The organism is Streptomyces sp. NPDC006368 (assembly GCF_040612535.1).
In the GTDB taxonomy this organism is placed as follows: Bacteria; Actinomycetota; Actinomycetes; order Streptomycetales; family Streptomycetaceae; genus Streptomyces.
Map to the genome: position 1 here is coordinate 41943 of NZ_JBEXQK010000001.1, position 12432 is coordinate 54374.

General features: G+C 70.7%; 14 protein-coding genes and 1 pseudogene. 13 read left to right on the plus strand and 2 right to left on the minus strand.

Annotated features, from left to right (window positions below; translation table 11 throughout):
* Positions 1-24: 24 nt before the first annotated feature.
* The 5 genes and pseudogenes from ABZZ38_RS00210 to ABZZ38_RS00230 form a co-directional block, all read left to right on the plus strand.
* Positions 25-627 (plus strand): annotated as a pseudogene (locus tag ABZZ38_RS00210) (TlpA disulfide reductase family protein); the annotation flags it as partial.
* 144 nt (positions 628-771) lie between these two features.
* Entirely contained in the window at positions 772-1509 is a 738-nt protein-coding gene (locus ABZZ38_RS00215) for a cytochrome c biogenesis CcdA family protein (RefSeq protein WP_356734254.1), read from the plus strand.
* 4 nt (positions 1510-1513) lie between these two features.
* Positions 1514-3235: a cytochrome c biogenesis protein ResB gene (locus tag ABZZ38_RS00220; protein ID WP_356734255.1), complete on the plus strand. Its 1722-nt coding sequence runs from the start codon at positions 1514-1516 to the stop codon at positions 3233-3235.
* Positions 3232-4320 carry a c-type cytochrome biogenesis protein CcsB gene (gene ccsB, locus ABZZ38_RS00225; protein WP_356734257.1) on the plus strand — a complete coding sequence of 363 codons (1089 nt, stop codon included), beginning with the start codon at positions 3232-3234 and terminating at the stop codon, positions 4318-4320. Before ABZZ38_RS00220 ends, ccsB begins: the two co-directional genes overlap by 4 nt.
* 37 nt (positions 4321-4357) lie before the next feature.
* Positions 4358-4870: an SRPBCC domain-containing protein gene (locus ABZZ38_RS00230; protein ID WP_356734258.1), complete on the plus strand. Its 513-nt coding sequence runs from the start codon at positions 4358-4360 to the stop codon at positions 4868-4870.
* Between the two features lie 88 nt (positions 4871-4958).
* Here ABZZ38_RS00230 and ABZZ38_RS00235 read toward each other — a convergent pair whose 3' ends face one another.
* Positions 4959-5378, minus strand: coding sequence for a PLD nuclease N-terminal domain-containing protein (locus ABZZ38_RS00235; RefSeq protein WP_356734259.1), 420 nt, complete (start codon positions 5376-5378; stop codon positions 4959-4961).
* 195 nt (positions 5379-5573) lie between these two features.
* Here ABZZ38_RS00235 and ABZZ38_RS00240 point away from each other — a divergent pair, with 195 nt between their 5' ends.
* Genes ABZZ38_RS00240 through ABZZ38_RS00255 form a run of 4 tightly spaced genes read left to right on the plus strand, consistent with a single transcriptional unit; the run spans position 5574 to position 9137 of the window.
* Positions 5574-7025 carry a menaquinone biosynthesis decarboxylase gene (locus ABZZ38_RS00240; protein WP_356734260.1) on the plus strand — a complete coding sequence of 484 codons (1452 nt, stop codon included), beginning with the start codon at positions 5574-5576 and terminating at the stop codon, positions 7023-7025.
* The gene (locus ABZZ38_RS00245) at positions 7022-7492 is read left to right on the plus strand and encodes a hypothetical protein (protein WP_356734261.1); all 471 of its coding nucleotides are present in this window, start codon (positions 7022-7024) and stop codon (positions 7490-7492) included. The genes ABZZ38_RS00240 and ABZZ38_RS00245 overlap by 4 nt, the downstream gene beginning before the upstream one ends.
* Positions 7492-8424 carry a menaquinone biosynthesis prenyltransferase MqnP gene (mqnP, locus tag ABZZ38_RS00250; protein WP_356734262.1) on the plus strand — a complete coding sequence of 311 codons (933 nt, stop codon included), beginning with the start codon at positions 7492-7494 and terminating at the stop codon, positions 8422-8424. The genes ABZZ38_RS00245 and mqnP overlap by 1 nt, the downstream gene beginning before the upstream one ends.
* A gap of 41 nt (positions 8425-8465) precedes the next feature.
* Positions 8466-9137 carry a UbiX family flavin prenyltransferase gene (locus ABZZ38_RS00255; protein WP_356734263.1) on the plus strand — a complete coding sequence of 224 codons (672 nt, stop codon included), beginning with the start codon at positions 8466-8468 and terminating at the stop codon, positions 9135-9137.
* A gap of 28 nt (positions 9138-9165) precedes the next feature.
* Here the strand turns inward: ABZZ38_RS00255 and ABZZ38_RS00260 are convergent, their stop codons facing one another.
* Entirely contained in the window at positions 9166-9321 is a 156-nt protein-coding gene (locus tag ABZZ38_RS00260) for a hypothetical protein (protein WP_356734265.1), read from the minus strand.
* A 115-nt stretch (positions 9322-9436) separates the two neighbouring features.
* On the opposite strand from ABZZ38_RS00260, the gene ABZZ38_RS00265 reads away from it, so the two are divergent.
* The 4 genes from ABZZ38_RS00265 to ABZZ38_RS00280 all read left to right on the plus strand — a co-directional run bounded on the left by ABZZ38_RS00265 (position 9437) and on the right by ABZZ38_RS00280 (position 12430).
* Positions 9437-9892: an Lrp/AsnC family transcriptional regulator gene (locus ABZZ38_RS00265; RefSeq protein ID WP_356734266.1), complete on the plus strand. Its 456-nt coding sequence runs from the start codon at positions 9437-9439 to the stop codon at positions 9890-9892.
* A gap of 91 nt (positions 9893-9983) precedes the next feature.
* Positions 9984-11147 carry an aminofutalosine synthase MqnE gene (gene mqnE, locus ABZZ38_RS00270; protein ID WP_356734267.1) on the plus strand — a complete coding sequence of 388 codons (1164 nt, stop codon included), beginning with the start codon at positions 9984-9986 and terminating at the stop codon, positions 11145-11147.
* Positions 11148-11220: 73 nt separating this feature from the next.
* A complete protein-coding gene (locus ABZZ38_RS00275; RefSeq protein WP_356734268.1) occupies positions 11221-11883 on the plus strand; it encodes a UdgX family uracil-DNA binding protein in 663 nt (220 codons plus the stop codon).
* A 19-nt stretch (positions 11884-11902) separates the two neighbouring features.
* The gene (locus ABZZ38_RS00280) at positions 11903-12430 is read left to right on the plus strand and encodes a GNAT family N-acetyltransferase (RefSeq protein ID WP_356734269.1); all 528 of its coding nucleotides are present in this window, start codon (positions 11903-11905) and stop codon (positions 12428-12430) included.
* The last annotated feature ends 2 nt before the right edge of the window (positions 12431-12432 follow it).

Here is a 12432-nt window from a genome sequence, read left to right on the forward strand (position 1 = left end):
GAACGCTCATGCGAAACTTTTCACATGAGCCTTAGCCGCGCCCCCCGAGGCACCCTGCTGGCCACCGGCGTCCTGGCGGCCGCGCTCACGCTCTCCGCGTGCAGCGGCGACTCCACCGGAAAGTCCGGCGGTGGCGGCGACACCAACTTCGTCACCAACACCGGCGGTATCTCCACCATCGCCAAGGGCGAGCGCACCTCTCCCCACAACCTGGCGGGCGAGACGCTCGACGGCTCGCGGCTCGACGTCGCCGACCTCAAGGGCAAGGTGGTCGTCCTCAACGTCTGGGGCTCCTGGTGCCCGCCGTGCCGCGCCGAGGCCACGCACTTCGCCAAGGTCGCCAAGGAGCTCAAGCCGCAGGGCGTGGAGTTCGTCGGCATCAACACCCGCGACCCCAACAAGCAGCCCGCCCTCGCCTTCGAGAAGGACTACGGGGTCGCGTACCCGAGCCTGTACGACCCGGCCGGCAAACTCATCCTCAACGCCTTCCCCAAGGGCACCCTGCCCCCTCAGTCCATCCCCTCCACCCTCGTGCTCGACCGCGACGGGAAGATCGCCGCGCGGGCCCTGATGGCGCTGAGCGAGGAGAAGCTGCGCTCGATGATCGACCCGCTGGTGGCCGAGAAGCCCGCCGGGGCGACCGACGCCAAGCCCGACGCCAAGCCCGCCGGGACGACCGACGCCAAGCCCGCTGCCGAGCCCGGCGCGAAGCCTGCCGCGAAGACGGGCGCCGAACCCGGCGCGGACTCCGGCGCGAAGGCCGGCGAGTAAATGAACGAGACGGTCGTCAACGGGGCGCTCCTGCTCGCCCTGCCCATCGCCGTGCTCGGAGGCCTGGTCTCGTTCTTCTCGCCGTGCGTCCTGCCGCTCGTACCCGGCTACCTCTCGTACGTGACAGGCGTCACCGGCACCGACCTCGCCGACGCCCGGCGCGGCCGGATGGCCGCCGGGGCGGGCCTGTTCGTGCTCGGCTTCTCCGTCGTCTTCGTCTCGGGCGGGGCGCTGTTCGGCTACTTCGGCTGGACCCTCCAGGCGCACCGCGAGACGCTCACCACCGTGCTCGGTGTGCTCATGATCCTCATGGGCGCCTTCTTCATGGGGCTCATGCCGTGGTTCACCCAGCGCGAGTACCGCTTCCACCGCCGGCCGGTGACGGGCCTGGCCGGCGCGCCGCTGCTCGGCGCGCTCTTCGGCATCGGCTGGACGCCGTGCCTGGGGCCGACGCTCACCTCCGTCAACTTCCTCGCCGCCAACGAGGCCAGCGCGGGCCGCGGGGCACTGCTGACCTTCGCGTACTGCCTCGGTCTCGGCCTGCCGTTCGTGCTCGCCGCGGTCGCCTTCCGCAAGGCGCTGGGCGCGTTCACGTGGGTCAAGCGGCACTATGCGTGGGTGATGCGGATCGGCGGCGGCATGATGATCGCGACCGGTCTGCTGCTGCTCACAGGCGCGTGGGACACCCTGGTGCAGGAGATGCAGGGCTGGTCCGAAGGCTTCCAGGTGGGGATCTAGTGCGATGAGCAAGACTGAGACGACGACGACGGCGGCGACGACTTCGACGGCGGCGTCCCAGCAGCGGGACGCCGCCGACGCGGCGGCCACGGCCCAGCTCTCCACCGCTCCCAAGGAGGAGCTCGCCGGCGGGCCGACGCTCGGCGTCATCGGCTGGATCCGCTGGTTCTGGCGCCAGCTGACCTCCATGCGGGTCGCGCTGATCCTGCTCTTCCTGCTCTCCCTCGGCGCCATCCCCGGTTCGCTCATCCCGCAGAACAGCGCCGACGAGCTGAAGGTGCGCACCTTCAAGGAGCAGCACGACGTCCTGGCGCCGATCTACGACAGGCTCCAGCTCTTCGACGTCTACAGCTCGGTGTGGTTCTCGGCGATCTACATCCTGCTGTTCGTCTCGCTCATCGGCTGCATCGTGCCCCGCACCTGGCAGTTCGTCGGCCAGCTGCGCGGGCGCCCGCCCGCCGCGCCCAGCCGGCTGACCCGCATGCCGGTGTACACGACGTGGCGCACCGAGGCCGGCCCGGAGGAGGTGCGCGAGGCCGCGCTCGCCCTGCTGAAGAAGCGGCGGTTCCGGGCCCACACGGCGGGAGACGCCGTCGCCGCCGAGAAGGGCTACCTGCGCGAGGTCGGCAACCTGCTCTTCCACGTCGCGCTCATCGTCATGCTGGTGGCCTTCGCGGCCGGGCAGCTGTTCAAGTCCGAGGGCGGCAAGCTGATCGTCGAGGAGGACGGCTTCTCCAACACGCTCACCCAGTACGACGACTTCAAGTCCGGCCCCCTGTTCAGCACGGACGAGCTCGTGCCGTTCAGCTTCACCCTGAACAGCTTCACCGGCACATACGAGACGAGCGGCCCGCAGCGCGGCACGCCCCGCACGTTCGAGGCGGACGTCACGTACTCCAAGGCCGGCGGCCCGGAGAAGAAGGGCGTCATCCGGGTCAACGAGCCGCTGGAGATCGACGGCTCGAAGGTCTACCTGATCTCGCACGGGTACGCGCCGGTCGTCACCGTCCGCGACGGCAAGGGCAACGAGGTCTACAAGGGCGCCGTCCCGCTCCTGCCGATCGACAACAACGTCACCTCCACCGGCGTGATCAAGGTGATGGACGGCTACCGGGACCGGAACGGCAAGAGGGACCAGCTCGGCTTCCCCGCCTTCTTCGTCCCGACGTACGCGGGCAAGGGCAAGGGGCAGATGTTCTCCACCTTCCCCGGGCTGGCCTACCCCGTGCTCAACCTGAGCGCCTACCACGGCGACCTGCGGGTCGACGGCGGCATGCCGCAGAACGTGTACCAGCTGGACACCCGCAAGATGAAGCCGTTCAAGACCGCGAGCGGTGACATCTTCAAGAAGTCGCTGCTGCCCGGCGAGACCATGACACTGCCGGACGGGGCGGGCTCGATCACCTTCGAGAAGGAGATCAAGGAGTGGGCCAGCTTCCAGATCTCGCAGCAGCCCGGCAACGGACTCGCCCTCGCGGGCGCGATCGCCGCGATCGCCGGACTGGTCGGCTCGCTGTTCATCCAGCGCCGCCGGGTCTGGGTCCGCGCCGTACGCGGTGACGCCTCCACCGGGGGGCTGACCGTGGTCGAGATGGCGGGGCTGGGGCGGAGCGAGTCCGCGAAGCTCCCCGAGGAACTGGCCGATCTGGCGGCCCTACTCCATTCCGTGGCGCCGACCGCGCCCGACGTAGCCGATGAAGCACCTGCCGAAGGGGCTGAGAAGTGAATCTCGCCGCCGCGACCAACGAGAGCCTGGCGCAGATGAGCAATGTGCTCATCTACTCCTCGATGGCCGTCTACACCCTCGCCTTCCTGGCGCACATCGCCGAGTGGGTCCTGGGCAGCCGCAGCAAGGTCGGCCGCACGGCAGCCGCGCTGACCACGACCGGAACCACGAGCGCGACCGCGGCCCCCGCGGTACAGGTCCGGCGCCAGGGCGGCGCCACCGCCGTCCTCGACCAGCCGAAGGTCATCACGCGTGCCGCCGCCGGCGCCCGTGACGTACCGGACGGCCCCGGCGCCGCGGGCGGTGACGAGCAGGGCGACCTGTACGGGCGGATCGCGGTCTCCCTGACCACGCTCGCCTTCCTCGTCGAGGCCGCGGGCGTGGTCACCCGCGCGATGTCGGTGCAGCGGGCCCCCTGGGGCAACATGTACGAGTTCTCCACCACCTTCTCGACGGTGGCGGTCGGCGCGTACCTCGGCTTCCTGGTCGCGAGGAAGAACGTCCGCTGGATGGGCCTGCCGCTGGTCACCACGGTCCTGCTCGACCTCGGCATCGCCACCACCTGGCTCTACACCGAGAGCGACCAGCTCGTCCCGGCGCTCCACTCGTACTGGCTGTGGATCCACGTCTCCACGGCGATCTTCTGCGGCGCCGTCTTCTACCTGGGCGCGGTCGCCACCCTGCTCTACCTCTTCCGCGACGCGTACGAGAGCAGGCTCGCGGCCGGCGGCACGCCGAACGGCTTCGCCCGCTCCGTGCTGGAGCGGCTGCCGGCCGCCGCGAGCCTGGACAAGTTCGCGTACCGCGTCAACGCGGCGGTGTTCCCCCTGTGGACCTTCACGATCATCGCCGGTGCGATCTGGGCCGGTGACGCGTGGGGCCGCTACTGGGGCTGGGACGCCAAGGAAGTGTGGTCGTTCATCACCTGGGTCGCGTACGCCGCGTACCTCCACGCCCGCGCCACGGCCGGCTGGAAGGGCCGCAAGGCCGCGTACATCGCGCTCATCGCCTTCGGCTGCTGGCTCTTCAACTACTACGGCGTCAACATCTTCGTGAGCAGCAAGCACTCCTACGCGGGCGTCTGAGGTAGCGCCGGGCGGGGGACCGCGCGAGCCTGGATACATGGCCGATCCCATCCCTCCCGGCACGACCGAGACCCGCGGCGACACGCACATCGTGCGGTTCGCGGTGGGTCTGGACCACCCCGTGCAGCGAGTCTGGCTCGCCGTCTCCACGCCCGGCGGGCTGCGCGGCTGGCTCGCCGTCGCCGAGGTACTGGAAGCGCACCTCGGCGGGGCCGTCACCCTGCGCTGGCCGAACACGGACACCGTGGTGTCCGGCACGGTCACCGCGTGGGACGTGGAGCGGATCGTCGAGTACACCGTCGACGTCCACGGCCGGATCCGGCTGCACCTGGAGCCGGGCGGCGCGCCGGACACGACCGTGCTGCGCTTCGCCAACGAGTTCCGGGGCACCGACGACGTGCGGCTGGACCGCCTGACGGGCTGGCACGACCACTTCACGTACCTGGTCGACGCGCTGGAGGGGAAGCCGGCCGACTGGTCGGCCTGGTCCCGCGAGCGCTGGCAGGAGCTGCGCGACCGGTACGAGGCGCGGGACTTCGACGCGACCTAGGACTCGGGCAGGGCCCGTCTTCCTCGCCGCGCCTGTTACCGCTTCGGGCCTTTTGCTGCTTCGCGCCTTTACCGCTTCGGGCCGCCTTCTACTGCTTGGGGCCGTCGTGCTCCGGGTCGTCGTCGCCGTCCTGCTCGCGCTTCTTCAGCTCCTCCTCGCGGCGGCGCAGGTCGGCTTCCCAGTCCTTCAGGAGCGACTCGTCCCGTTCCTCGGCAGAGGCGGCCTCGTCGCGCAGCGACTCCAGGAACTCCGGGTTGTCGTCCGGCGCCACCCACTGCGAGCGGTGGGCGCGGTGCCACGCGGACGGCGTGCGGCCACCCGCCGTGGCGTGCCGCGTCTTCCCGGCGGCGAACCAGACGATCGGCCCGACGACCCAGAAGAGCAGGATGATGAAGATCCAGGCCAGCTTGGGGAGGTGCTTTGCCTCGTCCTCGGGGGTGTTCAGGCAGTCGATGAACGCGTAGATCGTCAGCGCCAGCGGCAGGATGTACAGCAGTGCCCTGAGCATGTGGGACAGCCCCCTGGAAGCATCGGCGGGCCGCGTTCCGGCAGCCCTGGTGACAAGGCCAGCGTAGCCGGTGGCGGCTGTGCCATCCCGGCCGCTGCACCGCACGGCCGCCGCGCGGCACGGCCGCCGGAGCCCCGGCGGGGACCGCCCGCCCCCGGGGCGGGCCGACGGGTCAGGCTCGGACATACTGGGGCCATGGCTTACGACGATCTCCGCTCGCTGCTCAGGGCGCTGGAGCGCGAAGGCGACCTCAAGCGCATCAAGGCCGAAGTCGACCCCCATCTGGAGGTCGGGGAGATCGTCGACCGGGTCCAGAAGTCCGGCGGTCCGGCGCTGCTCTTCGAGAACGTGCGCGGCTCGTCGATGCCGCTCGCGATGAACGTCTTCGGGACGGACCGGCGGCTGCTCAAGGCGCTGGGACTGAAGTCGTACGACGAGATCAGCGCGAAGATCGGCGGGCTGCTCAAGCCCGAGCTGCCGCACGGTTTCGTGGGCGTGCGGGAGGCGTTCGGCAAGCTGGGCGCGATGACGCACGTGCCGCCGAGGAAGGTCAAGGACGCGCCCGTGCAGGAGGTCGTGGTGCGGGGCGACGACGTGGACCTCGACAGGCTCCCGGCCCTCTTCACCTGGCCCAAGGACGGCGGGTCCTTCTTCAACCTGGGCCTGACCCACACCAAGCACCCCGAGAACGGCATCCGCAACCTCGGCCTGTACCGGCTCCAGCGCCACGACAAGCGCACGATCGGCATGCACTGGCAGATCCACAAGGACAGCCGCAACCACTACCAGGTGGCCGCACGGCGCGGGGAGCGGCTGCCGGTCGCGATCGCCTTCGGGGCGCCGCCGGCCGTGACGTACGCCTCGACGGCGCCGCTGCCGGAGGACATCGACGAGTACCTGTTCGCCGGCTTCCTCCAGGGCAAGCGGATCGAGATGGTCGACTGCAAGACCGTGCCGCTCCAGGTCCCGGCGCAGGCCGAGGTCGTCCTGGAGGGCTGGCTGGAGCCCGGCGAGATGCTGCCGGAGGGGCCGTTCGGCGACCACACCGGCTTCTACACGCCGCAGGAGCCGTTCCCCGCGCTGACGATCGACTGCGTGACGATGCGCAAGCGTCCGCTGCTCCAGTCGATCGTGGTGGGCCGGCCGCCGACGGAGGACGGTCCGCTCGGCCGTGCGACGGAGCGTTTCTTCCTGCCGCTGCTGAAGATCATCGTGCCGGACATCGTGGACTACCACCTGCCGGAGTCGGGCGGTTTCCACAACTGCGCGATCGTCTCGATCGAGAAGAAGTACCCCAAGCACGCGCAGAAGGTCATGCACGCCATCTGGGGCGCGCACATGATGTCGCTGACCAAGCTCATCGTGATCGTCGACGCCGACTGCGACGTCCGCAACATGCACGAGGTGTCGTGGCGGGCGCTGGGCAACACCGACTACGCCCGTGACCTGACGGTCGTCGAGGGCCCGGTGGACCACCTGGACCACGCCTCCTACCAGCAGTTCTGGGGCGGCAAGGCGGGCATCGACGCCACGAGGAAGTGGCCCGAGGAGGGCTACACCCGCGACGGCGGCTGGCCGGACATGGTCGAGTCGGACCCGGCGACGGCGGCGCTGGTGGACCGCCGCTGGAAGGAGTACGGCCTGTGAGCCCCATCGCCCCCGGCGGCCCGGCCCTCTTCATCGGCACCGACACCGACTACGTGGCCCTGGTGCGCCCCGAGCTCGACCCGGCCGACCCGGGCGTCCGGCTGGCCGCCGAGCAGGCGGGCGTGGCGCCCGAGGAGTTCGCGGGTCCCGGAGACATCTGGGCGGTCCTCTGTGAGACCGACGGCGAGGGCGACGGCTTCGAACTGCCCGGTGTGCGCGACTCCGAGCCGGCCGGTTTCGCCGAGCGGCTGCGCGCCGAGCTGGCGGCGGCGTCCGGGCCGTTCACCGTCGACGGCGGCGCCGTGCTGCGCCTGGAGGCCCGTCCCGCCTGCGAGGGCGCGTACGCCTTCACGGCGCGCGTCACCCCGCCCGACGACCCCGAGACGGAGCTGACCGTGGAGACGGGCCCCGTGTCCGTCACCGGGCTGCTGGCCGACCTCGACGCGTTCCTCGGGAGCCTCGGATGATGACGACCACCGACGGCGTCGTGGGTTCCGGCCCCGCGCCGCGGCCGGCCGGGAAGGTGAAGGCCTTCCTGCGCCTGGTGATGATCGAGCACTCGGTCTTCGCGCTGCCCTTCGCGTACATCGCCTCGCTCACCGCGATGTTCCGGGCCGACCGGAGCGTCCACTGGTTCGAACTGCTGCTGGTCACCGTCGCGATGGTGGGCCTGCGGACCTTCGCGATGGCCTGCAACCGCGTCATCGACCGCGAGATCGACGCCCGTAACCCGCGCACCGCGAACCGCGAGATCGTCACCGGCGCCGTGTCGGTGCGGTCCGCGTGGACCGGCGCGCTGGTGGCACTCGTGGTCTTCCTCGGCGCGGCGGCGCTGCTCAACCCGCTGTGCCTGGCGCTCGCGCCGCTCGCGGTCGTACCGATGGTGGTCTATCCCTACGGGAAGCGGTTCACGAACTTCCCGCACGCCATCCTGGGCCTGGCCCAGGCCATGGGCCCGGTCGGCGCGTGGATCGCGGTCACCGGGGCCTGGTCGTGGGACGCGGTGATACTGGGCCTCGCCGTCGGCGTGTGGATCGGCGGCTTCGACCTGATCTTCGCCTGCCAGGACGTCCAGGCGGATCGCGCACACGGGGTGAGGTCGGTCCCGGCCCGCTTCGGCATCCCGGCGGCGCTGTACGGGGCGCGGGGTGCCCATGGGGTGACCACCGCCCTGCTGGTCTGGTACGCGCTGGCCACCGGCGCGGGGGCGTTCTTCTGGGCGGGCCTGGCCATCGTGGCCGTCGCCTTCGTCTACGAGCACACGATCGTCCGCCCGCACGACCTGTCCCGCCTGAACAGGGCGTTCTTCACCGTCAACGGCTTCATCGGCATCGCCCTGTTCGTGTGTGCCCTGCTCGATCTCGTCGTTCGGGGCCTGACCCCCTGGTCACCGTCCTGACCTGCGTCCTCGGGCGCCGTGACGCCGGATAGGCTCGGCGTATGACTGTCGGCAAGCGCGTTCCCTGGGTCGTGGGGGTGTCCGGGGCGTCGGGAACCCCGTACGCCGCCGCCGTGCTGCGCGGATTGCTCGCGGCGGGCGAGAGCGTGGATCTGGTGGTGTCCCGCGCGTCGCGGCTGACGCTGCTCGACGAGACGGGGATCGCCTTCCGCGACGCGCACTGGCGGGAGGACCTGCGGGAGTGGCTGGCGCGGGGTGCGGACGGCAAGCCCGGCACGTTCCGGGTGGACGTGACGGACGTACGGCACTGGGCGGCCGGTGACCTGGCCGCGGGGCCGTCGTCGGGGTCGTACCCGGTCAAGGGGATGCTGATCGTGCCCGCGTCCACCGCGTGCGTGGCCGGGGTGGCGCTCGGGCTGTCGAAGGACCTGTTGCAGCGGGCGGCGAGCGTCACGCTGAAGGAGCGGCGCAGGCTCGTGGTGGCGGTGCGGGAGACCCCGCTGAACGGGCAGACGCTGAGGCATCTGGTGGCGCTGGACGAGGCGGGCGCCGTGGTGCTGCCCGCCTCTCCGGCGTTCTACGCGGGCGCGACGCACATCCAGGATCTGGTGGACTTCGTCGCGGGGCGGGTGCTCGACGCGGCGGAGGTGCCGCACGAGCTGTACCGCCGGTGGAAGGGAGAGCTCGGCCGGGGGTCACCCCAGCGGGGCTAGGACGGACCGGGTGCTCCCGGGGTGATGATCAGCGCTTGCGGGCGCGGCGCGAGGTGGCGCGGGCGGCGGCCTCGTCGGCGCGGCGGGCGGCCTGCGGCTGGTGGGCACGCGAGCGGTTGGCCAGCTCCTGCAGGGAGCGCATGTGGGCGTAGGCCATCTCGATCGTGTACACGATGAGGGTCAACTCCTGACGGATCGTCTTTGTTCAATTGAATGATTCGCAGGGTGTCGACCCTGCATTGCCTTAGATTCTACACTCATACGCGCGGTTTCGCTGGACAATGGAAGGCTTCAGGCATATGGACGCCGTGGATAGGCAGCTCATCCAGGCCCTGCGGGAGAACGGCAGGGCCTCGTACGCCGAGCTCGGCCGGCTCGTGGGCCTCTCCGGGCCCTCCGTCACCGACCGCATCAATCGCCTGGAGGCGGCGGGCGTCATCACGGGCTACCGCGCCACCGTCGACTCCGCCTCGCTGGGCCTCGGCGTCACGGCGCTGATCGGCATCTCGCTCTCCGACGCCGCCGACCACGAGGACGTCGCGCGCCGGCTGAAGGACCTGGCCGAGATCGAGGACTGCTGGTTCATCGCGGGCGACGACTCGTACATGCTCAAGGTGCGCGCCACGGACGTGGACGGCCTGGAGAAGACCATCCGCCGGCTGTCGGGCACCAAGGGCGTCTCCCGCACGCGGACGACGATCGTGCTCTCGACGAAGTGGGAGAACCGGGTGGGCGATCTGCCCGAGGGGGACTGACGCGCGACCGCCGACGGGGCCGCCCCCGCCGGGAAAACACGGGGGAGTACGGTGGGGGAGCCCGATTGACACAGGTATGGGAGGCGGCCGTATGGACGCGGGGCTCAAGCGCGAGCTGGAGGAGAAGGTCCGTTCCGGGGAGCGGCTGACCCGCGAGGACGGCATCGCCCTCTACGAGTCGGACGACCTGGCCTGGCTCGGCGGTCTCGCCCACGAGGTGCGCACGCGCAAGAACGGCGACGTCGTGCACTTCAACGTCAACCGGCACCTCAACATGACGAACGTGTGCACCGCGTCGTGCGCGTACTGCTCCTTCCAGCGCAAGCCGGGCGAGAAGGACGCGTACACCATGCGCATCGAGGAGGCCGTCCGCCTCGCCAAGGCGATGGAGAACGACAGCCTCACCGAGCTGCACATCGTCAACGGGCTCCACCCGAACCTGCCGTGGCGGTACTACCCGCGCTCCCTGAGCGAGCTGAAGAAGGCGCTGCCGAACGTCTCCCTGAAGGCCTTCACGGCGACCGAGATCCACCACTTCGAGACGATCTCCGGGATGTCCGCCTCCGACATCCTCGACGAGCTGATCGAGGCCGGTCTGGAGTCGCTGACCGGCGGTGGCGCGGAGATCTTCGACTGGGAGGTCCGTCAGCACATCGTGGACCACCGCACCCACTGGGAGGACTGGTCGCGGATCCACCGCCTCGCGCACGAGAAGGGCCTGAAGACCCCGTGCACGATGCTGTACGGCCACATCGAGGAGCCCCGCCACCGCGTGGACCACGTGCTGCGGCTGCGTGAGCTCCAGGACGAGACCGGCGGTTTCCAGGTCTTCATCCCGCTGCGCTACCAGCACGACTTCGTGGACATGAAGGACGGCAAGATCCGCAACCGCCTGCAGGCGCGGACGACGATGGCCACGGGAGCGGAGGCCCTGAAGACCTTCGCGGTCTCGCGGCTGCTGTTCGACAACGTCCCGCACGTCAAGGTCTTCTGGGTCATGCACGGCGTGCAGACCGCGCAGCTCGCACTCCAGCACGGCGCGGACGACATGGACGGCTCGGTCGTCGAGTACAAGATCACGCACGACGCCGACAACTACGGCACGCCCAACAAGCTGAGCCGCGAGGACCTGCTGGACCTGATCCGGGACGCCGGCTTCCGCCCGGTGGAGCGCAACACGCGCTACGAGATCATCCGCGAGTACCCGGGCCCGGACCCGGACCGCCGCGAGTCCCCGCAGCCGATGCGCGTCTGACCCACCGGGGGCGGGGCTCCACCACCGCCCGGCCCCCGTGTTCGCGCGCGCCTCCGGCGGGTACCCGGGGCGCATGGTCAGCCGCACGGGCCGTACCCCGGCAGCGCCGGAGGACGCGTACACCGCGGAGCCGTTCCTGCCCGCGCGGGGAGGGATCGAGGCGCTGCGGGAGGCCGCCGCCGGGTGCCGGGGGTGCCCACTGCACCGCGACGCCACCCGGACCGTCTTCGGGGCCGGCAACACCCACGCCCGCGTCCTGCTCGTCGGCGAGCAGCCGGGCGACCAGGAGGACCGGCAGGGCGCGCCGTTCGTCGGGCCCGCCGGGAAGCTCCTGGACCGTGCCCTGGACGAGGCGGGGATCGACCCCGGCGACACGTACACGACCAACGCCGTCAAGCACTTCAAGTTCGAGGTCGTCCCCGAGCGCGGCAAGCGCCGTATCCACAAGTCGCCCAGCCTGCGCGAGATGACCGCCTGCAAGCCGTGGCTCGACGCCGAAGTGCGGCTCGTGGACCCCGAGATCATCGTCGCGCTCGGCGCGACCGCCGGGAAGGCGCTGCTCGGCTCGTCGTTCCGGGTGACCAGGCAGCGCGGCATCCTCCTGCCGTACGAGGACCGCGGCGAGAGCCTGCTCGCCACCATCCACCCGTCGGCCGTGCTGCGCGCCGACGACCGCGAGGCGGTGTACGAGGGCCTGGTGTCCGACCTGCGGATGGCCGCCCGGGCGCTGAGCTGAGCCGTTTATCGTCGACGGCATGCCGCTGACCTTCCAACTCGCCCCGCCGATCGACCCCGCAGCGCGCGACGGCATCCTCGCCCTGTGGACGGACGTCTCCAACGCGGGCGGCGCCGTCGGCTTCGTACCGCCCGTGACCGCCGACGACGTCCGGCCCGAACTGCTCAAGCACCTCACCGCCCTGGCCGAGGGACGCATGCGGGCCGTGGTCGGCTACGACGAGGAGGGCGCCGTCGCCGCGACGGCGTTCATCGCGTACAACGCGCACCGGCTGATGAAGCACTGGGTGTGGCTGTACACGGTGATGGTGCACCCCCGGCACCAGGGCAAGGGGTACGGGCGGGACCTGCTGGCCGCGACCGAGACGGCCGTGCGCGGCTTCGACGGCATCGAGGCGATACGGCTCACCTGCCGCGGCGGCCACGGGCTCGAAGCGTTCTACGCCTCGTGCGGCTACAAGGAGGTCGGGCGCGTACCCGACGCGATCCGCGTCGCCGAGGGGGACGACCGTGACGACGTCATCATGTATCTGCCGCTCACCCGCTGAAA

What these genes read in the sequence shown, in the direction of transcription:
- ABZZ38_RS00215 (WP_356734254.1), top strand. Translation starts at nt 772, where the DNA reads ATGAACGAGACGGTCGTCAACGGGGCGCTCCTGCTCGCCCTGCCCATC.
- ABZZ38_RS00220 (WP_356734255.1), top strand. Translation starts at nt 1,514, where the DNA reads ATGAGCAAGACTGAGACGACGACGACGGCGGCGACGACTTCGACGGCG.
- ABZZ38_RS00230 (WP_356734258.1), top strand. Translation starts at nt 4,358, where the DNA reads ATGGCCGATCCCATCCCTCCCGGCACGACCGAGACCCGCGGCGACACG.
- ABZZ38_RS00235 (WP_356734259.1), bottom strand. Translation starts at nt 5,378, where the DNA reads ATGCTCAGGGCACTGCTGTACATCCTGCCGCTGGCGCTGACGATCTAC.
- ABZZ38_RS00240 (WP_356734260.1), top strand. Translation starts at nt 5,574, where the DNA reads ATGGCTTACGACGATCTCCGCTCGCTGCTCAGGGCGCTGGAGCGCGAA.
- mqnP (WP_356734262.1), top strand. Translation starts at nt 7,492, where the DNA reads ATGACGACCACCGACGGCGTCGTGGGTTCCGGCCCCGCGCCGCGGCCG.
- ABZZ38_RS00255 (WP_356734263.1), top strand. Translation starts at nt 8,466, where the DNA reads ATGACTGTCGGCAAGCGCGTTCCCTGGGTCGTGGGGGTGTCCGGGGCG.
- ABZZ38_RS00265 (WP_356734266.1), top strand. Translation starts at nt 9,437, where the DNA reads ATGGACGCCGTGGATAGGCAGCTCATCCAGGCCCTGCGGGAGAACGGC.
- mqnE (WP_356734267.1), top strand. Translation starts at nt 9,984, where the DNA reads ATGGACGCGGGGCTCAAGCGCGAGCTGGAGGAGAAGGTCCGTTCCGGG.
- ABZZ38_RS00275 (WP_356734268.1), top strand. Translation starts at nt 11,221, where the DNA reads ATGGTCAGCCGCACGGGCCGTACCCCGGCAGCGCCGGAGGACGCGTAC.
- ABZZ38_RS00280 (WP_356734269.1), top strand. Translation starts at nt 11,903, where the DNA reads ATGCCGCTGACCTTCCAACTCGCCCCGCCGATCGACCCCGCAGCGCGC.